Genomic DNA, 17,702 nt, shown 5'->3' on the forward strand with positions numbered 1-17,702 from the left:
TTCGGTCGACTTCCCCGCAACCCGCTATCGTCCCGCACGGGTGCCATAATCGAGCCTGCCCATCATTCCAGACAGATGTCCCCCGGAGAATCACCATGCAGAACCTCGACAATCCTTCCCACGATCGCGAGGTAGGCAGCGCCGACGCGACGCAGGACACCACGCGCATCGACGACGTCCGCATCGGCGCGGTGCGTCCGCTGATTTCGCCCGCGCTGCTGCTCGACGAGCTGCCGGTGCCGGCCGCGACGCAGACGCTCGTCGAGGATACGCGCCGCGCGATCGGCGACATCCTGCACGGCCGCGACGACCGGCTGCTGCTCGTCGTCGGCCCGTGCTCGATCCACGATCACGACCAGGCGCTCGATTATGCACGCCGCCTGAAGGCCGCCGCCGACGCGTTGAAGGACGACCTGCTGATCACGATGCGCGTCTATTTCGAGAAGCCGCGCACGACGGTCGGCTGGAAGGGGTACATCAACGATCCGCGCCTCGACGGCAGCTTCCGCATCAACGAAGGGCTGCGCGCCGCGCGGCAACTGCTGCTCGACATCAACGCGCTGGGCCTGCCGGCGTCGACCGAATTCCTCGACCTGCTGAGCCCGCAGTACATCGCCGACCTGATCGCGTGGGGCGCGATCGGCGCGCGCACGACCGAGAGCCAGAGCCATCGCCAGCTGGCGTCGGGGCTGAGCTGCCCGATCGGCTTCAAGAACGGCACCGACGGCGGCGTGCAGGTCGCGTCGGACGCGATCGTCGCCGCGGCCGCGAGCCATGCGTTCATGGGGATGACGAAGATGGGGATGGCCGCGATCTTCGAGACGCGCGGCAACGACGATGCGCACGTGATCCTGCGCGGCGGCAAGAACGGCCCGAATTACGATGCCGAGCACGTCGAAGCGAGCTGCGCGGTGCTGCGCAAGGCCGGTTTGCGGGAGCAGGTGATGGTCGACTGCTCGCATGCGAACTCGAACAAGTCGCACGAGCGGCAGATCGAGGTCGCGCAGGATCTCGCGCGGCAGTTGGGGCAGGGCGAGCACCGGATCGTCGGCGTGATGGTGGAGAGCCATCTCGAGGCGGGCAGGCAGGACCTGAAGCCGGGCGTGCCGCTGCAATACGGCGTGTCGATCACCGATGCGTGCCTGAGCTGGACGCAGACGGAGCCGGTGCTCGACGTGCTGGCGGAGGCGGTGCGGCATCGCCGGGTGTATTCGCGGAATGCGTGATGCCGTGGGGCAGCGCGGCGCCCGTCGCGTCGTTCGATGTGTTCGATACGCCGCGAAGATCGGGCGCTCGTCCGTGAGATTGTCCTGATCGACCGGCCGCGGCGCCATTTTTCCGCGCCGCGCCTCCCGTCTGTCTGCACGATCCTTGATCCTGATCTGCTCGCCCCGCTTGCCACGTTGCACGCTCAACGCACGATCCGGCGAATCCCGCTACCATGAAAGACGTGTTGCTCGCTGCAGTCCGGCCACGCACACACGCAGTGGCGGTGCGGCCGGCCGTCACGCGACCGACGAAGCGCGGGGCGGCCATCCGCGGGCGCTCACCGATCAGCCGTTGCGCCCGCTTCGCTCCCGGAATCCACAACAACCGAACCGGAGTGCATCACACATGAAGTTCTACAAGACCCTCCTCGCAGCAACCGTCCTCGCGTCGAGCATCAGCGCGCATGCGCAGATCGCGGGCGCGCAGCCGATCAGCGTGACCGTCGAGCAATCGCAGGCGCTGCTCGAAGGCTGGAGCGTGAAGAAGAGCGTGCTCGGCAAGACCGTGTACAACGACGAGAACCAGAAAGTCGGCAAGGTGCGCGACCTGATCGTCGCGCCGGACGGCTCGGTGTCGGCCGCGATCGTGTCGGCAGGCGGCTTCCTCGGCGTGGCCGCGCACGACGTCGCGGTGCCGATCGCGTCGCTCGACGTGCGCAACGGCAACATCTACCTGCCGGGTGCGACCAAGGAAGCGCTGAAAGCCACGCCGGCGTTCCAGTACGCGAAGGTGCCGTCGGCGCCGAAGCCGAAGAAGGTCGACGAAAAGCACTGATCCGCCGTATCGACGCGGCGCCCGTTGCGCGATGCGGCGGGCGCCGCGTTTTCGTTCAACGCTTCGGTGTCTCGTCCGCCGGCGCGAGCGCCACGACGTGGCTGATCCCTTCGTGCGCCATCTTCGTATACGGGCTGAAACGCTCCGTATTGCGCACGAGCTCTTCCGCCACCGCGCGTTCTATGCCCGGCAGCCGCACGCGGATGTTCGCGTTCAGCATGAACAATCCGTCCACCGGATCGCGACAGAAGTCGATCGACGCGGATACCGATGCGCCGGCGATCGACACGCCCGCCCGTGCGGCCAGCAGGCTCAGCGCGCCGTGAAAGCACGCCGCATAGCTCGCGGCGAACAGTTGCTCCGGGTTCGGGCCGTCGCCGGGGCCGCCGAGCGCGGACGGCAGGCGCAGCTCGACATCGAGGCGCCCGTCGTCGGAACGCGCGACGCCCGATGCGCGGCCGTGATCGGCCGCGCCGCCCGTGACGGTCACCGTCGTCGAGTACAGCTTCTGCGGTTCCTGTCCGCGATACCGGTCGAGCAGCGACAGCGGCGGTGGGCGTAATGGCGTCATGGCGAGCGTGATCCGGTGGCGGGAGTCACCGCGCGAGCGCGTTCTGCCGAAACCACGCGTCGAAAGTCGTCGCACCCAGGCGCGCACCGGGCGCGGGCACGAGCGTGTCGTCCTGCAGCATCGCGCCGAAGTAGTCGGCGCCCGCATCCCGCGTCACCGTGCGTGCGTCGTGCGTGGCCGACAGGAAATGCTCGACCAGGTCGGCGATCCGCACACGCTCGGGGCCGCCGATCTCGGCGATGCCGTTGCGCGGCGCGTCGAGCGCGAAGTCGGTCACGGCGGCCGCGACGTCGTCCGATGCGATCGGCTGGAAGTGCGCGGTGGTCAAGCGGACCGTGTCGCCTTGCGCGCCCGCCTGCGCGATCGCGCCGACGAATTCGAAGAACTGCGTCGAGCGCACGATCGTGTACGGCACGCCCGCTTCGCGGATCAGGTTCTCCTGGATGATCTTGCCGCGGAAATACGCGCTCTGCTGCAGCCGGTCGGTGCCGACCACCGACAGCGCGACGTGATGGCGCACGCCGGCCGCGCGCTCCGCGGCGAACAGGTTGCGCCCCGACGCCTCGAAGAACGCCTTCACGGCCGCTTCCTCGAACGACGGCGAATTCGCGAGATCGACGACGACCTCCGCGCCGGCGAGCGCGGCGTCCAGCCCCGCGCCCGTGATCGTATCGACGCCCGTCGACGGCGCGGCCGCGACCGCGTCGTGGCCGCGTGCGATCAGGTTCCTGACGACCTTGCTGCCGATCAGGCCGGTACCACCAATCACGACGATTTTCACGATTGCTCTCCTTGAACGGGCGCGCGACATGCGCGCCGCTTGAATCTGCCGAAACCGGCGCCCATCGCGTGCGCGCGATCGGGCCGGTACGTTGCCGAACGGCGCAGCGCCGTATTCGCGTGCCTGTCGAACAGCTCGCATCGTAGGCATGCGCCGCGCGATCCGGTAGAGGCCGGCAAGCCCTCACCATGTTGCCGGGAATGCATCAATCGATCGTCTCCAGCGGCGCCAGCGTCGTCATCGTGGTCAGGCACTGCAGATCGCGCGCCCGCGTCTGTTCGATCATGTAGTCGATGAACACGCGGATGCGCGTGGGCAGATGCTTGCGGCTCAGGTAGCAGAGATAGTGGCCGCCGTCGTCCGGCGCGTGCTGGCCGAGACAGCTCAGCAGCCGGCCGTCGGCGAGCAGGTCGCACACCTGGTACGCGGGCAGTTGCGCGATGCCGAGCCCGTCGAGCACCGCGCGCACGACGAGGTCGATGTCGTTGAACGTGTGATGCGCGGCGAGCTGGCGCCGCTGCGTCACCCCGTCGATCCTGAATTCCCATTCCGTCACGCGGCCCGACGCGGTGCACAGGTTGATGCAGCGATGCTGCGCGAGTTCGTCGACGTGGCGCGGCAAGCCGTGCCGGTGCGCGTACGACGGCGACGCGCACACGATCATCTGCATCGGAATCAGCCGGCGCGCGACGATCGCGCTGTCCTCCATGCGGCCGTCGCGAAACGCGACGTCGATGCGGTCGGCGGAGAAATCGGCCGGGCGATCGTTCAGCAGCAGGTCGAGCGTGATGTCCGGATACCGCGCATGGAAATCGCGCAGCAGCGGCGCGATGACCTTGCGGCCGAAGCCCGGCGTCGAGCCGACGCGCAGGTGCCCGCTCGGCGGCCCGCTGCGCAGCTCGCGCATGTCCTCGAGCGCCTGCGCCAGATGCTCGATGCCGGGCCGGCAGTTTTCGTAGAAGAGTTCGCCTTCGCGCGTCAGCGACATGCTGCGGGTGGTGCGCTGGAACAGGCGTGCGTCGAGCCGGTCCTCGAGGCGCTGCACGTGGCGGCTGACCGACGAGCGGCCGACGCCGAGGCGATCGGCGGCGCGCGCGAAGCTGCCCTCGGTGACGACGGCGAGGAACGTGACCACGCCGGCATAGCAGGTCGAGAAGCTGCGCGCGAACGGATCGTCGGCATCGGGGCGGGGAATGGAGGTGTCGGGCATGGAGGCGCTGGAATCGTGGTGTCCGTATGCGACTAGACGTTTCAGCGCTGCCGCCTGTGACACCGCCCGCCGCATTTTTAAAAAAAGGGCGCGGCGGTGTGCGAGCCGGTTATTTTTCCGGCACGAGCACGGGCGCGCCCTGGTCCTTCAACAGCAGCACGATGAACTTCGCGGGCCGGGTGCTGCTCGCGTTGCGTCCGACCGTGTGCAGGTCGTTCGGGCCCTCGTAGAAGGTCTGGCCCGGCTTCAGCGTGACGGGCTCGCCGCCCTTCACCTGCATCACGATCGACCCCTCGACGACATAGACGAAGGCCTCGGCGTGGTGGCGGTGGACGGGGTCGACCGCGCCGGGCGGATACTCGACCGAGATCATCTGCGCTTCCTTGCCCGGGTAGGCGTCGAGCGGCTTCGTCATCAGCGGTGTGACGATGGCCGACGGCGCCGCGCGAACGGCGCCGGTCGCGGCGCCCGCGACGACGAGCGCGGACGCGATCACGTGTTTCATGCGAATCATGGTGGTGGTTCCGGTGGGCCGCCGGCCGTCGGCCGGCAGCGAGGGAGGGCGGCGGGTGGCCGTCAGACGAGATTGGCCTTGTCGAGGCCGAACGCCTTGTCGGACGAACCCGGCACGGTGCGGAACGCGATATTCGCGCGGTTCCAGCCGTTGATCGCCATCACTTCGAACGTCAGGTCCGACAATTCCTTTTCGGAGAACTGGCCGCGCACGCGATCGTAGAGTTCGTCCGGCACGCCGTGCGCGGCCAGCGTCGTCAGCGCTTCGGTCCACGCGAGCGCGGCCCGCTCGCGCGGCGAGAAGAGCGTCGATTCGCGCCACGTCGTCAGATGATGCAGACGCAGTTCGCGCTCGCCGTGGATGCGCGCTTCCTTCACGTGCATGTCGACGCAGAATGCGCAGCCATTGAGCTGCGATGCGCGGACGGACACGAGATCGCGGATCGGTTCCTCGATCGCGCTGTCGCGCAGCAGGTTGCTGAGTTCGAGGAATTTTCTGAACAACTCGGGTGACTGTTGGATGTAGTTGATACGCTGCGTCATGATTTCTCCTGGCGACGAAGAGGCGGGCCCGCGTGGCGCGGGTGTCGTGGGCGGCAGGGCGCCGCGCGAAATCATCTTAGGAGTGTGCGCCGGTGCGCGGTAGCCACGCACAGGGACGCATCGTGTTGCGCGCGCTGCACCAATCCGCGCGCGACGGCCGGCGCGTTGCGCGCCGCCGGCCGTCAGCCGGCGGCGCAGGCGGCCGCGATTCGCGCGAGCTTGTCGGGATTGCGCTGCACGAGAATCCGGCCGATGCGCGTGCCGTCGGTCTCGAACGACATCGCCGCTTCGAGTTGCCCGTCGATGAAGCGCAGCATCGCCCACTGGCCGTTCAGCACGACCGGCCGCATCTCGACACCGCTGCCGCAGCGCAACCACGTCGCATAGAACAGTTGAGCGATCCGCCGGCCGCCGACCATCGGTTTCGGGAAGCTCTGGACGTGGCCGCCGCCGTCGCCAATCAGCATCGCGTCTTCGGCGAGCAGCGCCTGGATCGACGGGAAGTCGCCGTGCGCGAGCGCATGCGTGAACGTCTGCAGCAGCCGGCGATGCGTTTCGTGCGGCACTGCATGCCGCGGCTGCGTATCGTCGCGCAGCCGCGCGCGGGCCCGGCTGACTAGTTGCCGGCACGCGGCTTCGGTCTTGCCGATCGCGTCGGCGATCCGGTCGTAGTCGAATTCGAAGATTTCATGCAGCAGGAACGCCGCGCGCGCTTCCGGCGTCAGCCGTTCGAGCAACAGCAGGTACGCGACCGATACGTCGTTCGCGCGCTCCGTCATTTCCTCGGGCGTCGCGGGCGATTCGCCGAGTTCCGGTTCCGGCAGCCAGATACCCGTGTAGTGCTCGCGCCGGAGCTTCGCCGCGCGCAGACGATCGATCGACGTCCGCGTCGTGACCGCGACGAGCCACGCCTCGGCGTTCTCGATACTGTCGTGCGCCGCGTCGTGCCAGCGCAGCCATACGTCCTGCACGATGTCCTCGGCATCCGCGACGGAGCCGAGCATCCGGTACGCGATCTTCTGCAGGCGCGGGCGCAGCGCGTGGAAGGTTCGTGCGTCGTCGGTCGTCACAGCCACACCCCGCTGAAGCCGAACGTCACCGGCCCGCTCAGGAACACGCTGCCGGCGCCGTCCCATCGAACGGTGACGTCGCCGCCGTCGCACGTCACCCGCACGGTAGCGTCGAGCAGCCCGCGCCGAATGCCGTTGACCACCGCGCCGCACGAACACGAGCCGGAGCCGAGCGGCACGCCGCCGCCGCGTTCCCAGATGCGCAGGCGAATGTGCGTGCGGTCGATGACCTGAACGACATGCACGTTGGTTTTCTGCGGAAACAGCGGATGCGTTTCGATCGCCGGGCCGAGCGTTTCGAGGTCGAGTGCGGCGACATCGTCGACGAAGAACGTGCAGTGCGGATTGCCCATGCTGCATGCGGCCGGCGCGCCGGGCAGCGGCAGCGCGAGGGTATCGACGGCTTCCGAGACCGGCACGTCCTGCCAGCCGAGTCGCGGCGCGCCCATTTCGACTGTGATCAGCCCGTCCGCATCCCGAGAGCAATGCAGGCGCCCGCGATTCGTGCGCAGCACGACCGACGCCGCCCCGGTTTCCCGCATCAGCTTCCATGCGACGCCGCGCGTCGCGCTGCCGCAGGTATCGAGCGCCGAGCCGTCGGGGTTCCGGAACGCGACGCGCGCGGCCGCGTCGTCGCCGTCCGAGATCACCGCGAGCTGGTTGAAGCCGATGCCGCGATGCCGGTCGCCCATGCGCCGCACGAGGTCGCGATCGAGGCGCTGCGCGGGATCGTGTTCCTGACCGCGCAGGTCGACGATGACGAAATCATCGCCATTCGCGTTCAACTTCTGAAATCCGATCGGCATGGCGGTTCCGGAATGGAGGCAGGCAAATACTGTACGTGGCTCGCCGATCGCGGGCAATCGTGGCCTGACGGCGGGCAGCGGCGGGCATCTACGTAATTCTACGTAGATCGTCATACGTAGTTGTGCGCTTGTAAGCTTCCCCCATCGCGCGGAATACTACGGCCCATCGCCGCGGCCTCTGCGAGGCTGCGGCACGACGCATCGACGTCACGCGGGTTCGGCGCCTCGCCGCATCCACTCAAAAACACATTGGAGACCAGGAGACGCCATGAATCGGGCTTCCAGTACCCTGCTATGGATCGCGGTCGCGCTGCTCGGCGCGTTCGCATTCGGCACGATCGCACTCGCGCACGGCGAACGCGTCAGTGCCCTCTGGATCGTGATCGCCGCAGTCTGCGTGTATCTGATCGCGTATCGCTTCTACAGCCGTTTCATCGCCAGCAAGGTCATGCAGCTCGACGGGCTGCGGATGACGCCGGCGGTCAAGTACAACGACGGCCTCGACTACGTGCCGACCAACAAGTACGTGCTGTTCGGCCATCACTTCGCCGCGATCGCCGGCGCCGGGCCGCTCGTCGGCCCCGTGCTCGCCGCGCAGATGGGCTATACGCCCGGCATGCTGTGGATCCTGGCCGGCGTCGTGTTCGCCGGCGCGGTGCAGGACTTCATCGTGCTGTTCATCTCGACGCGGCGCGACGGCCGCTCGCTCGGCGATCTCGTCAAGATGGAGCTCGGCACGGTGCCCGGCGTGATCGCGCTGTTCGGCGCGTTCCTGATCATGGTGATCATCCTCGCGGTGCTTGCGCTGATCGTCGTGAAGGCGCTGACCAATTCGCCGTGGGGCACGTTCACCGTCGCCGCGACGATTCCGATCGCGCTGTTCATGGGCGTCTATACGCGCTACATCCGCCCGGGCCGCATCGGCGAAGTGTCGATCATCGGCTTCATCGGGCTGATGGCCGCGATCGCGTTCGGTCAGAACGTGGCCGCCTCGCCGGCGATCGCCGCGTGGTTCACGTTCAGCGGCACGCAGCTCACGTGGATCCTGATCGGCTACGGCTTCGTCGCGTCGGTGCTGCCGGTGTGGCTCTTGCTCGCGCCGCGCGACTACCTGTCGACGTTCCTGAAGATCGGCACGATCCTCGGCCTCGCGATCGGCATCCTGGTCGTCGCACCGGAACTGAAGATGCCCGCGCTGACGAAGTTCGTCGACGGCACGGGCCCGGTGTGGGCGGGCAACCTGTTCCCGTTCCTGTTCATCACGATCGCGTGCGGCGCCGTATCGGGCTTCCACGCGCTGATCTCGTCGGGCACGACGCCGAAGCTGATCGACAACGAAACCAACGCGCGCTTCATCGGTTACGGCGCGATGCTGATGGAATCGTTCGTCGCGATCATGGCGCTGGTCGCCGCGTGCGTGATCGAACCGGGCATCTACTTCGCGATGAACGCGCCGGCCGCCGTGCTCGGCTCAACGCCGGAAGCGGTCGCGAACACCGTCACGCAATGGGGCTTCGTGCTGACGCCCGACATGCTCACGCAAACCGCGAAGGCCGTCGGCGAAACCACGATCATCGCGCGTGCGGGCGGCGCGCCGACGCTGGCCGTCGGCATGGCGCACATCCTGCACCAGGTGATCGGCGGCGAAGCGATGATGGCGTTCTGGTATCACTTCGCGATCCTGTTCGAGGCGCTGTTCATCCTGACGGCCGTCGACGCCGGCACGCGCGCGGGCCGCTTCATGCTGCAGGATTTGCTCGGCACGTTCCACCCGGCGCTCAAGCGCACCGAGTCGCTGCCCGCCAACCTCGTCGCCACCGCGCTGTGCGTGGCCGCGTGGGGCTACTTCCTGTACCAGGGCGTGGTCGATCCGCTCGGCGGCATCAACACGCTGTGGCCGCTGTTCGGCATTTCGAACCAGATGCTCGCCGCGATCGCGCTGGTGCTCGGCACCGTCGTGCTGTTCAAGATGAAGCGCGAGCGCTACGCCTGGGTGACGATCGTGCCGACCGCGTGGCTCTTGATCTGCACGCTGACGGCCGGCTGGCAGAAGATTTTCGACGCGAACCCGAAGGTCAGCTTCCTCGCGCACGCCGCGAAGCTGCAGGCCGCGGTGGACGAGGGCAAGGTACTCGCGCCGGCGAAGTCGATCGCGCAGATGAAACGGATCATCTTCAACGACTACATCGATGCGGCGCTGGCCGGGCTGTTCATCTTCGTCGTCGTGGCGATCGCGGTGTACGGCCTGCTCGCCGTGCTGCGCGCGCGCCGCGAGTCGAAGCCGACCGTGCGCGAGACGCCGTACGAAGCGATGCCGGCCGCGCAGGCGCTCGGCAGCGGACGTTAAGGGGAGGCCGCGATGTTCAGCGATCTCGGCGGCGACCTGCGCAGCGCGGGGCGTTACCTTGGGCAGGCGTTGCGGCTGATGGTCGGCCTGCCCGACTACGATACCTACGTCGCGCACATACGCGAAACCCATCCGGACCGCGAGCCGATGACGTACGAGGAATTCTTCCGCGAGCGTCAGAATGCGCGGTACGGATCGGGGGCGGGGAAGTGTTGCTGAACCGGGCCGTTGCAATCGCCTGACGAATCGGTTCGGGATCGAAACGGAAGCGCCGCGATGGCTGTCGCGGCGCTTTTTTCTTTGGCGGGCCGACGACGCGCACCGCACGGCGCTTGCGCGCGGTTTGCCCGCGCGCAGCGCGGCGGCATCCGGCCGCCGGTATCATTAGGGCACTTTCTTTTCCCGATGGACCGCAGGAGAACACGTCGTGCATGTCGGTGAGCGTTTCAACAGCATTTCCCATCTCGTCGGCGCGGTGCTGTCGGTGGCCGGCCTCGTCGCGCTCGTGACGATGGGCGCGCTCGAAGGCGACCCGTACAAGGTGGTGAGCTTCAGCGTGTACGGCGCGATGCTGATCCTGCTCTACGCGATCTCGACGGCCTATCACAGCGTGCGCAACCCGCGCCTGAAGGCGATCCTGCAGAAATGCGACCATGCGGCGATCTATCTGCTGATCGCAGGGAGCTATACGCCGTTTACGCTCGTCACGCTGCGCGGCCCGTGGGGCTGGTCGCTGTTCGGCGTGAGCTGGGGGCTCGCCGTGTTCGGCATCGTGCAGGAGCTGACGCTCGGGCGTCGCACGCGCCTGCTGTCGATGATCCTGTACGTGCTGATGGGCTGGCTCGCGCTCGTCGCCGTGCGGCCGCTGATCCACGCGCTGCCGCCGGTCGGCACCGCATGGCTCGTGGCCGGCGGCGTGATCTACAGCGCGGGGATCTACTTCTTCATCAACGACGAACGCATTCGTCACGGGCACGGTATCTGGCACCTGTTCGTGCTGGCCGGCAGCCTGTGCCAGTTCGTCAGTGTCGCGATGTACGTCGCGTGAGCGGCATGGCGCGTTGAGCGCGGGATGCTCCGCGCGTCGCGAGTCGGCCGCAGCATGCGCTACCGGCGCGACGCGTCCCGCAGTGCGCCGAAGCCCACCCATCCCCAGTACACGCGATGATGCGCGATCAACCCGTCGCGCAGATCCATCACCTCGACGAGATCGACCTGATCGCCGTCCGGCGTGGCGCGCGGGTATTCCCAGACGAGCTGGCGGCCGTTCGAGAAGAACAGCCCGGTCCGGTACCAGCGTCCGAGCGGGTTGTCCGGATTGCGCAGGCCGGCCGCGAAGAACGCGCCGATCGCGGCCTTGCCGTGCAGCACGCCCGAGCCATGTTCGGGCAGCGTGGCGACGACGAGCGGCGTTTCGAGCACCGCGTCGTCGGCATACAGCGACATCAGCGCGTCGAGGTCGCGGGCGACGACGGCCGCGTGCCAGTCGTCATGGATGCGCCGGGCGGCGGCGTCGGTGTCTGCGGGCGTCATGGCGGGTTTCCGGAAGTCGATCACGGAAACCACTGTAGGGGTGCGCCGCCGCGAGACGTTTCACGTCGACCCGAAACGTGGATGCCGGGCCGCGGGCGCTCTGCGGGTGGCTCTTAGCCGGCCAGCGCGTCGAGATTCAGCGCATACGACTTGCCGATCCACACTGCGCAATCGCGGTGGTCGCGCAGTTCGTCGTGCGTATTCGGATGCAGGAAGATGTCGAGCGCGCCGTGGTTCAGCACGAGCCACGGCACGATGTCGTCGAATCGCGCGGCGTCGAACGCGATCTGGTACGACCACGCCGGATGTGGGCCGACGAGGCGTTCGTGAAAGCGGCCGAGTTCGATGATCGCGCCGAACCGCGCGTCGACGACCTGGCGAAACGCCCAGGCCGCGTCGCGGCTCGCCGCATCGAAATAGACGTGCGCGTGCCAGCTGTCGATGGCGGTAGTGTCGAGAGCAGCCATGGGAAGACTCGATTAAAAATGAAAATGCCTGAGATGCCGTGCGAAACGGCCGATGCGTGATTATCGCGCGTCCTTGCAGATTGCGTCGTGTCTCAATCCGGCAGGCCGATGCGAGTGATTTGTCCTGCATCAGAAGAATCGGCTGATCCGACGAAATCGCTTCGGCGGTATCCGCGTGCGCGATATCACGCCGGAAGCCTTGTGCGCAGGCGCGCCGGCCGGATTTCCATCGGCAACACGTCATTTCGGAAATTGAAAGAGCGCGGTGAGCGCCCCACCGGATCGCCGGTAAAAATCCGATCAGATCGTTGAATGAAATAAAGAAATTCCATTTCGAGGGGATACGCGAATGACGCAGCGCGCCCGCCGAATGCGCGGCTGAAAATAACAATTGCGGATTCGGCTATTCAAGCGGGATGCGGCCCGACATACGATGATTTCAACGCATCGATGCTGGATCGATGCGGGGACAACCATCTGGAGGCCATTATGCGATCCCTCGTTCCCGTTGCCGTTCTTTCCTGCGCACTCGCTGCGCTGCCGGCCGTCAGCTTCGCGCAGTCGATCGGCGTCGCCGACACTTCGCATGCCGCGCCGTTGACCTGGTCGGCGGCGCGTGCCGAAACCGATGTGCAGCTGATGCAGATGACGCGTGCCGGCTATCGCGCGACGACGGCCGGCAACCAGAACTATCCGCTCGCGATGCAACGTGCGCTCGAGCGCGTGTACAACCCGGAGCCGAACCGGTGGCCCGACGAAAAAGCCGCGATGCAAGCGCGGGCGGCCCGCGACGTGCAGAGCGGCCATCCGGTGAAGGCGTTCTTCGTGAAAACCGCGTACTACCTGAAGGGCGAGAACACGTTTTGACGCAGGAGACGAACATGGCATGCGCACACCGGCTGCTCGGCGTGTGGCGTGCGTCGGCGATACGCAGGCTGGCATGCGCGGCACGGCGGCGCGCCGAGGTGCGCGGCATGCGACGCCGGGCGGACGACCCGCGCGACGCGGGCCGGTGCGTGGCCGCGTGCGGCGGCGCGCGGTCCGAGGCGGCGGACGACGCGAGCGCGAGCGAGGGCGGATCATGAAGGCTGCCCGGAAAGGCCGTCGCCATCCGCCGTTGACGCGCGAATGGCTGCTGCCGCTGCCGCCCGCGCATGCCCGCGACATCTCGCTGAAATGCCACATGGCGCTGGTCGCGCTGCGCGGCGAGCACGGTAGCGAAACGCTGCTGATGAGGCTGCGCACGAGCGTGTATCTGGTGTTCCTCGCGCTCGACGATGTGGTCTCTCCCGACGCGACCATCGACCTGTGCGTCGACGCGGAGCGCGTGCTGGACGCGAGCATGGCGCGCGCCGCGCGAAGCGGTGCATGGACGCTGCACGACGACGAATGCGCGGTGCTCGAACGCGTGCTCGCCGCGAACGACGCATGCGTCGCGACGCTCATGCGGCATCGGCTGGCCGAGCTGTGGCGTCACGTCTGCACGTTCGCTTCCGCCGAACAGCCGGGAATCGTCGCGCAGGCGGCGGCGAAGATGCGGCCGCGCGCCGTCTAATTACATGACTGGAACCCGGCGAGTCCGGGCGACGAGGATCCATCCTCGCGTTTGCGGCGATCGTGCGTGTCGACGCGAACGCATTCGTTTCGGTCAGGAGGAGCGATGGCGCTATACAGGAGCGGCGGCTACTTCACGTGCGGAAGTGGCCGCGCATTCAGCGAGAATCTGCCGCCGGGCAGCAAGGTGACGGTGGCGGGCATCTATCGATGCACCGTGTGCGGCGACGAAATCGGCATTGCGAAATGGCAGATGCTGCCGTCCGAGGACGCGCATCCGCACGATCTCGATCCGCCGTCCGACCCGCTGCTCGATCCGGGGCCCACCGCGTGGCAACTGATCGCCGCGGCGGAGTCGCGCAGCTAGGCAACCGACGTTCGCCGCCGCACGCAGGCGCGTCAGCGCAATGCGGCACGCGGCGTCCGCCAAAACAAAAAGCGCCGCGGAGCGAACTCCGTGGCGCTTCTTCGATACCAGACCGCTGCGAAGGTGCGACCCTCCGCGCGGCTCACCGCGCTGCTTAAGCGGCCGTTGCCGACTTCGCCGGCTTCTGCAGCTTGCCCTTGCCGGCGCGCTGGATTTCCTCGAGCTTGATCTCGACGTGACGCGAGAACACGTATTCGGCCGGACGCTGCTTCGCGATCGAGATATCCGGTGCGAACGGGCCGTCGGTCTTGATGCCCTTGCGGCTCACGCGCAGCGCCTTCAGCGGGTTCGAGATCGTGTCCATCACGGCCGTGGCCTCGAAGCCGCAGTGGACCATGCAGTCCGCGCACTTCTCGTAGTTGCCGACGCCGTAGTTGTCCCACTCCGTCGTTTCCATCAGTTCCTTGAAGGTCTTCACGTAACCTTCGCCGACCAGATAGCACGGCTTCTGCCAGCCGAACACCGTACGCGCCGGGTTGCCCCACGGCGTGCACTTGTACGTCTGGTTGCCGGCCAGGAAGTCGAGGAACAGCGACGACTGGCTGAACGACCAGCGCTTGCCGCCTTCGCCACGCTTCAGGATTTCGCGGAACAGGTTCTTCGTCTTGTCGCGGTTCAGGAAGTGCTGCTGATCCGGCGCGCGCTCGTATGCATAGCCCGGCGACACGGTGATGCCGTCGACGCCGATCGGGCCCAGCGTGTCGAAGAACTTCGCGACGCGTTCCGGCACCGCATCGTTGAACAGCGTGCAGTTGATGTTCACGCGGAAGCCGCGGCGCTTCGCTTCCTTGATCGCCGCGACGGCCTTGTCGTACACGCCTTCCTGCGACACCGAGTGATCGTGCGCTTCCTTGTCGCCGTCGAGGTGGACCGACCAGACGAAATACGGGCTCGGCTGGTAGTCGTCCATCTTCTTTTCCATCAGCAGCGCGTTCGTGCACAGGTACACGAACTTCTTGCGCTTCATGATGCCCTTGACGATTTCCGGCATCTCCTTGTGGAGCAGCGGCTCGCCGCCGGCGATCGACACGACGGGTGCGCCGCACTCGTCGACGGCCTGCAGGCATTCCTCGACGGACAGGCGCTGGTTCAGGATCGGATCCGGATAATCGATCTTGCCGCAGCCGTTGCACGCGAGGTTGCAGCGGAACAGCGGCTCGAGCATCAGCGCGAGCGGATAGCGTTTGTTGCCGGACAGGTGCTGGCGCACGATGTAGGCGCCGACACGGACTTGCTGGAGCAGCGGAATAGACAAGGGATGTCCTCCTTAAACTTCGCGGGCGACAGCTTGCGTGAGCTTCGCCGGCAACTTGAATTCGACTTTTTCTTCACGGCCCGCCATCGTCGCGACATCGACGGGCCCCAGCGCGCGCAGCGCGCCGATTACATCCTCGACCATTTCCTCGGGCGCCGACGCGCCGGCGGTCAGGCCGACCGTCTGCACGCCCGCGAACCATTCGGCCTTCACTTCCGAGCCGTCGGCGACGAGATAGCTCGGTACACCGCTTTCGGTGCCGATCTCGCGCAGGCGGTTCGAGTTCGAGCTGTTCGTCGCACCGACGACGAGCAGCACGTCAACCTGTTCGCTCAGCTCGCGCACGGCGGCCTGGCGATTCTGCGTCGCATAGCAGATGTCGCGCGTGTCCGGGCCGACGAGGTCGGTGAACCGGCGCTGCAGCGCTTCGATGATGCCGCGCGTGTCGTCGACCGACAGCGTGGTCTGCGTGATGTACGCGACCGGCGTGTCGACGGGCAGCGTCAGCGTATCGACTTCGGCTTCGCTCTGCACGAGGATCACCTCGGCCGGAATCTGGCCGATCGTGCCTTCGACTTCCGGGTGGCCCGCGTGGCCGATCAGGATCAGCCGGCGGCCCGCCGCGACGTACTGGCGGCCCTGCACGTGCACTTTCGTGACGAGCGGGCAGGTCGCGTCGAGCACGTCGAGCCCGCGCGTTTGCGCGTCGCGCTCGACCGTCTGGGCGACACCGTGCGCGCTGAAGATCGCGACAGCGCCGTGCGGCACCTCGTCGAGTTCCTCAACGAATCGTGCCCCTTTATTACGCAGATTTTCGACGACATGCCGGTTGTGCACGATCTCATGACGCACATAGACCGGCGCACCGTGCTGTTGCAGCGCGCGATCGACGATCTCGATCGCACGGACAACCCCCGCACAGAAGCCGCGGGGCTGGGCAAGGATGACTCGCATAAGTGAGCGAACTCCGACGACAGACGCCGGGGTTCGAGGCGCTTGGCACGCGCTTGCTCGCCCCGGCTTGATGTTATGAAGGCAGGAACGAACCGGCCGGCCAGGCCCCGGAACCCCGAATTAATCGCGCATTTTAACCCTATCGGGCCGTCCGTGCTTCGGTGCCGTGTCGACACCGTTGCAATTGCGGGAGAGCCGCGTCGGCGCTGGCGCGCGCGGAACCCGGTAAACTGCGCGGTTTCGCGGGCGGCCGCTCCGGCTGCCCGCCATCGCGCTCATTTCAAGGCCCTTCGATGACCGTCGATTCTCACGCGTATTGCCCGTCCGCCCGTGCGGCGTCGGGTGTTGTGTTCCAGACCCTTATTTCTACCGAACGAGCCGGCGGGCGGCAGGAGGCAGGCCGATGATGCTCGCGATCGCCTTCCTGGTGTCCGGCCTGTCGCTGGTGATCTGGATCTTGCTGCTGGTCGCGCGCGGCGGCTTCTGGCGCGCGCAGCCCGCACGGCCGCTGCCGCCCGACGCGCGCGGCGCGGCGGCCGAGGCCGGCTGGCCGGCCGTCGTGGCGGTCGTGCCGGCGCGCAACGAAGCCGACGTGATCGCCCGGGCGGCGACTTCGCTGCTCGAGCAGGACTATCCGGGCGACTTCCACCTGATCATCGTCGACGACCACAGCGACGACGGCACCGCCGACGCGGCCCGCGCGGCCGCGCTCGCGATCAACCGCGCCGACCGGCTGACGGTGCTGAGCGCGAAGCCGCTGCCGGCCGGCTGGTCGGGCAAGGTGTGGGCGCAGTCGCAGGGAATCGCCGCGGTGCACACGCTCGGCCTGCCGGCCGACTACCTGCTGCTGACGGATGCCGACATCGGCCATCCGCCGGACGCCGTCGCGCAACTCGTCACGCGCGCGCAGGCCGAGCAGCGCGATCTCGTGTCGCTGATGGTGCGGCTGCGCTGCGACTCGTTCTGGGAAAAGGCGCTGATCCCGGCGTTCGTGTTCTTCTTCGCGAAGCTGTACCCGTTCTCGTGGATCAACAACCCGCGCAACCGGACGGCCGGCGCCGCCGGCGGCTGCATGCTCGTGAAGCGCACGGCGCTCGAGGAAGCGGGCGGCATCGAATCGATTCGCGGCGCGCTGATCGACGACTGCAGCCTCGCCGCGCAGATCAAGCATCGCGGCAGCGGCCGCCATCCGATCCGGCTCGATCTCGCCGATCGCAGCGTGTCGCTGCGCCCGTACGACAGCTGGCGCGACATCTGGAACATGATCGCGCGCACTGCGTTCACGCAACTGCACTATTCGCCGCTGCTGCTGGCCGGCACGCTGCTCGGGATGACGATCATCTATCTGGTGCCGCCGGTCGTCGCGCTCGCCTACGGTGCGCGCGCGTGGCCGGCGTGGCTCGCGTGGGCGTCGATGTGCGCCGCGTATGCGCCGATGCTGCGCTACTACCGGCGCTCGCCGCTGTGGGCGCCCGCGCTGCCGCTCGTCGCGCTGTTCTATGTCGGCGCGACGTTCGCATCCGCGTGGCGTTACTGGCGCGGCAAGGGCGGCCAGTGGAAGGCGCGCGTGCAGGCGCCGGTGGAGCGTTGACCCGCGCCGGCGGAGGCCGGCCGTCCCGATCAACCGG

20 protein-coding genes are annotated in these 17,702 nt (G+C 67.4%); 9 read left to right on the forward strand and 11 right to left on the reverse strand.

Annotated elements, in window-relative coordinates:
* Nucleotides 1-95 precede the first annotated feature (95 nt).
* Complete coding sequence (locus HWX55_RS02730; protein WP_077219626.1) at nucleotides 96-1,226, forward strand: 3-deoxy-7-phosphoheptulonate synthase; 1,131 nt, start codon at nucleotides 96-98, stop codon at nucleotides 1,224-1,226.
* A gap of 388 nt (nucleotides 1,227-1,614) precedes the next feature.
* Nucleotides 1,615-2,043 (forward strand): PRC-barrel domain-containing protein, encoded by a 429-nt coding sequence (locus tag HWX55_RS02735; protein ID WP_050013398.1) that lies wholly within the window; start codon nucleotides 1,615-1,617, stop codon nucleotides 2,041-2,043.
* A 55-nt stretch (nucleotides 2,044-2,098) separates the two neighbouring features.
* Here the strand turns inward: HWX55_RS02735 and HWX55_RS02740 are convergent, their stop codons facing one another.
* The 7 genes from HWX55_RS02740 to dapF all read right to left on the reverse strand — a co-directional run bounded on the left by HWX55_RS02740 (nucleotide 2,099) and on the right by dapF (nucleotide 7,537).
* A complete protein-coding gene (locus HWX55_RS02740; RefSeq protein ID WP_175973765.1) occupies nucleotides 2,099-2,614 on the reverse strand; it encodes an Ohr family peroxiredoxin in 516 nt (171 codons plus the stop codon).
* A 25-nt stretch (nucleotides 2,615-2,639) separates the two neighbouring features.
* Complete coding sequence (locus HWX55_RS02745; protein ID WP_175973766.1) at nucleotides 2,640-3,395, reverse strand: SDR family oxidoreductase; 756 nt, start codon at nucleotides 3,393-3,395, stop codon at nucleotides 2,640-2,642.
* 205 nt (nucleotides 3,396-3,600) lie between these two features.
* The gene (locus tag HWX55_RS02750; RefSeq protein WP_175973768.1) at nucleotides 3,601-4,605 is read right to left on the reverse strand and encodes a LysR family transcriptional regulator; all 1,005 of its coding nucleotides are present in this window, start codon (nucleotides 4,603-4,605) and stop codon (nucleotides 3,601-3,603) included.
* A gap of 109 nt (nucleotides 4,606-4,714) precedes the next feature.
* On the reverse strand, nucleotides 4,715-5,119 hold the full coding sequence (locus HWX55_RS02755; protein WP_175973770.1) for a cupin domain-containing protein: 405 nt from the start codon (nucleotides 5,117-5,119) through the stop codon (nucleotides 4,715-4,717).
* Nucleotides 5,120-5,181: 62 nt separating this feature from the next.
* A complete protein-coding gene (locus tag HWX55_RS02760; protein WP_175973772.1) occupies nucleotides 5,182-5,661 on the reverse strand; it encodes a carboxymuconolactone decarboxylase family protein in 480 nt (159 codons plus the stop codon).
* Between the two features lie 182 nt (nucleotides 5,662-5,843).
* Entirely contained in the window at nucleotides 5,844-6,731 is an 888-nt protein-coding gene (locus HWX55_RS02765; protein ID WP_175973774.1) for an RNA polymerase sigma-70 factor, read from the reverse strand.
* Nucleotides 6,728-7,537: a diaminopimelate epimerase gene (gene dapF / locus HWX55_RS02770; RefSeq protein WP_175973776.1), complete on the reverse strand. Its 810-nt coding sequence runs from the start codon at nucleotides 7,535-7,537 to the stop codon at nucleotides 6,728-6,730. Before dapF ends, HWX55_RS02765 begins: the two co-directional genes overlap by 4 nt.
* Nucleotides 7,538-7,805: 268 nt before the next feature.
* Here dapF and HWX55_RS02775 point away from each other — a divergent pair, with 268 nt between their 5' ends.
* The 3 genes from HWX55_RS02775 (at nucleotide 7,806) to HWX55_RS02785 (ending at nucleotide 10,932) form a co-directional block, all read left to right on the forward strand.
* On the forward strand, nucleotides 7,806-9,884 hold the full coding sequence (locus HWX55_RS02775; RefSeq protein ID WP_050013389.1) for a carbon starvation CstA family protein: 2,079 nt from the start codon (nucleotides 7,806-7,808) through the stop codon (nucleotides 9,882-9,884).
* A gap of 12 nt (nucleotides 9,885-9,896) precedes the next feature.
* Nucleotides 9,897-10,103, forward strand: a complete 207-nt coding sequence (locus HWX55_RS02780) for a YbdD/YjiX family protein (protein WP_012367086.1) — start codon at nucleotides 9,897-9,899, stop codon at nucleotides 10,101-10,103.
* Nucleotides 10,104-10,311: 208 nt separating this feature from the next.
* Nucleotides 10,312-10,932 (forward strand): hemolysin III family protein, encoded by a 621-nt coding sequence (locus tag HWX55_RS02785; RefSeq protein WP_050013387.1) that lies wholly within the window; start codon nucleotides 10,312-10,314, stop codon nucleotides 10,930-10,932.
* Between the two features lie 59 nt (nucleotides 10,933-10,991).
* Here HWX55_RS02785 and HWX55_RS02790 read toward each other — a convergent pair whose 3' ends face one another.
* Both HWX55_RS02790 and HWX55_RS02795 read right to left on the reverse strand, forming a co-directional pair.
* Nucleotides 10,992-11,417: a nuclear transport factor 2 family protein gene (locus tag HWX55_RS02790; RefSeq protein ID WP_175973778.1), complete on the reverse strand. Its 426-nt coding sequence runs from the start codon at nucleotides 11,415-11,417 to the stop codon at nucleotides 10,992-10,994.
* Between the two features lie 113 nt (nucleotides 11,418-11,530).
* Complete coding sequence (locus tag HWX55_RS02795; RefSeq protein ID WP_175973780.1) at nucleotides 11,531-11,884, reverse strand: DOPA 4,5-dioxygenase family protein; 354 nt, start codon at nucleotides 11,882-11,884, stop codon at nucleotides 11,531-11,533.
* Nucleotides 11,885-12,373: 489 nt separating this feature from the next.
* On the opposite strand from HWX55_RS02795, the gene HWX55_RS02800 reads away from it, so the two are divergent.
* From HWX55_RS02800 to HWX55_RS02810, 3 genes are all read left to right on the forward strand, one after another.
* Complete coding sequence (locus HWX55_RS02800) at nucleotides 12,374-12,751, forward strand: hypothetical protein (RefSeq protein ID WP_175973782.1); 378 nt, start codon at nucleotides 12,374-12,376, stop codon at nucleotides 12,749-12,751.
* 214 nt (nucleotides 12,752-12,965) lie between these two features.
* Nucleotides 12,966-13,439 (forward strand): hypothetical protein, encoded by a 474-nt coding sequence (locus tag HWX55_RS02805; RefSeq protein ID WP_175973784.1) that lies wholly within the window; start codon nucleotides 12,966-12,968, stop codon nucleotides 13,437-13,439.
* A gap of 105 nt (nucleotides 13,440-13,544) precedes the next feature.
* Nucleotides 13,545-13,805 (forward strand): hypothetical protein, encoded by a 261-nt coding sequence (locus HWX55_RS02810; protein WP_050013382.1) that lies wholly within the window; start codon nucleotides 13,545-13,547, stop codon nucleotides 13,803-13,805.
* Nucleotides 13,806-13,959: 154 nt separating this feature from the next.
* Here HWX55_RS02810 and hpnH read toward each other — a convergent pair whose 3' ends face one another.
* Nucleotides 13,960-15,120: an adenosyl-hopene transferase HpnH gene (hpnH, locus tag HWX55_RS02815; RefSeq protein WP_012339213.1), complete on the reverse strand. Its 1,161-nt coding sequence runs from the start codon at nucleotides 15,118-15,120 to the stop codon at nucleotides 13,960-13,962.
* Nucleotides 15,121-15,132: 12 nt separating this feature from the next.
* Nucleotides 15,133-16,074, reverse strand: coding sequence for a 4-hydroxy-3-methylbut-2-enyl diphosphate reductase (gene ispH / locus HWX55_RS02820; protein ID WP_050013381.1), 942 nt, complete (start codon nucleotides 16,072-16,074; stop codon nucleotides 15,133-15,135).
* A 403-nt stretch (nucleotides 16,075-16,477) separates the two neighbouring features.
* Between ispH and HWX55_RS02825 the strand changes: the two genes are divergently transcribed.
* Nucleotides 16,478-17,665, forward strand: a complete 1,188-nt coding sequence (locus tag HWX55_RS02825; RefSeq protein WP_175973786.1) for a glycosyltransferase — start codon at nucleotides 16,478-16,480, stop codon at nucleotides 17,663-17,665.
* The last annotated feature ends 37 nt before the right edge of the window (nucleotides 17,666-17,702 follow it).

The sequence above is a fragment of the Burkholderia sp. BCC1047 genome (assembly GCF_902833155.1).
Taxonomy (GTDB): Bacteria; Pseudomonadota; Gammaproteobacteria; order Burkholderiales; family Burkholderiaceae; genus Burkholderia; species Burkholderia sola.

Excerpts from the sequence above, each read along its gene's own strand:
- HWX55_RS02825 (WP_175973786.1), top strand. The coding sequence starts at position 16,478 with ATGATGCTCGCGATCGCCTTCCTGGTGTCCGGCCTGTCGCTGGTGATC.
- HWX55_RS02775 (WP_050013389.1), top strand. The coding sequence starts at position 7,806 with ATGAATCGGGCTTCCAGTACCCTGCTATGGATCGCGGTCGCGCTGCTC.
- HWX55_RS02735 (WP_050013398.1), top strand. The coding sequence starts at position 1,615 with ATGAAGTTCTACAAGACCCTCCTCGCAGCAACCGTCCTCGCGTCGAGC.
- HWX55_RS02780 (WP_012367086.1), top strand. The coding sequence starts at position 9,897 with ATGTTCAGCGATCTCGGCGGCGACCTGCGCAGCGCGGGGCGTTACCTT.
- HWX55_RS02755 (WP_175973770.1), bottom strand. The coding sequence starts at position 5,119 with ATGATTCGCATGAAACACGTGATCGCGTCCGCGCTCGTCGTCGCGGGC.
- dapF (WP_175973776.1), bottom strand. The coding sequence starts at position 7,537 with ATGCCGATCGGATTTCAGAAGTTGAACGCGAATGGCGATGATTTCGTC.
- ispH (WP_050013381.1), bottom strand. The coding sequence starts at position 16,074 with ATGCGAGTCATCCTTGCCCAGCCCCGCGGCTTCTGTGCGGGGGTTGTC.
- HWX55_RS02805 (WP_175973784.1), top strand. The coding sequence starts at position 12,966 with ATGAAGGCTGCCCGGAAAGGCCGTCGCCATCCGCCGTTGACGCGCGAA.
- HWX55_RS02740 (WP_175973765.1), bottom strand. The coding sequence starts at position 2,614 with ATGACGCCATTACGCCCACCGCCGCTGTCGCTGCTCGACCGGTATCGC.
- HWX55_RS02760 (WP_175973772.1), bottom strand. The coding sequence starts at position 5,661 with ATGACGCAGCGTATCAACTACATCCAACAGTCACCCGAGTTGTTCAGA.
- HWX55_RS02750 (WP_175973768.1), bottom strand. The coding sequence starts at position 4,605 with ATGCCCGACACCTCCATTCCCCGCCCCGATGCCGACGATCCGTTCGCG.
- HWX55_RS02790 (WP_175973778.1), bottom strand. The coding sequence starts at position 11,417 with ATGACGCCCGCAGACACCGACGCCGCCGCCCGGCGCATCCATGACGAC.
- HWX55_RS02730 (WP_077219626.1), top strand. The coding sequence starts at position 96 with ATGCAGAACCTCGACAATCCTTCCCACGATCGCGAGGTAGGCAGCGCC.
- HWX55_RS02800 (WP_175973782.1), top strand. The coding sequence starts at position 12,374 with ATGCGATCCCTCGTTCCCGTTGCCGTTCTTTCCTGCGCACTCGCTGCG.
- HWX55_RS02810 (WP_050013382.1), top strand. The coding sequence starts at position 13,545 with ATGGCGCTATACAGGAGCGGCGGCTACTTCACGTGCGGAAGTGGCCGC.
- HWX55_RS02795 (WP_175973780.1), bottom strand. The coding sequence starts at position 11,884 with ATGGCTGCTCTCGACACTACCGCCATCGACAGCTGGCACGCGCACGTC.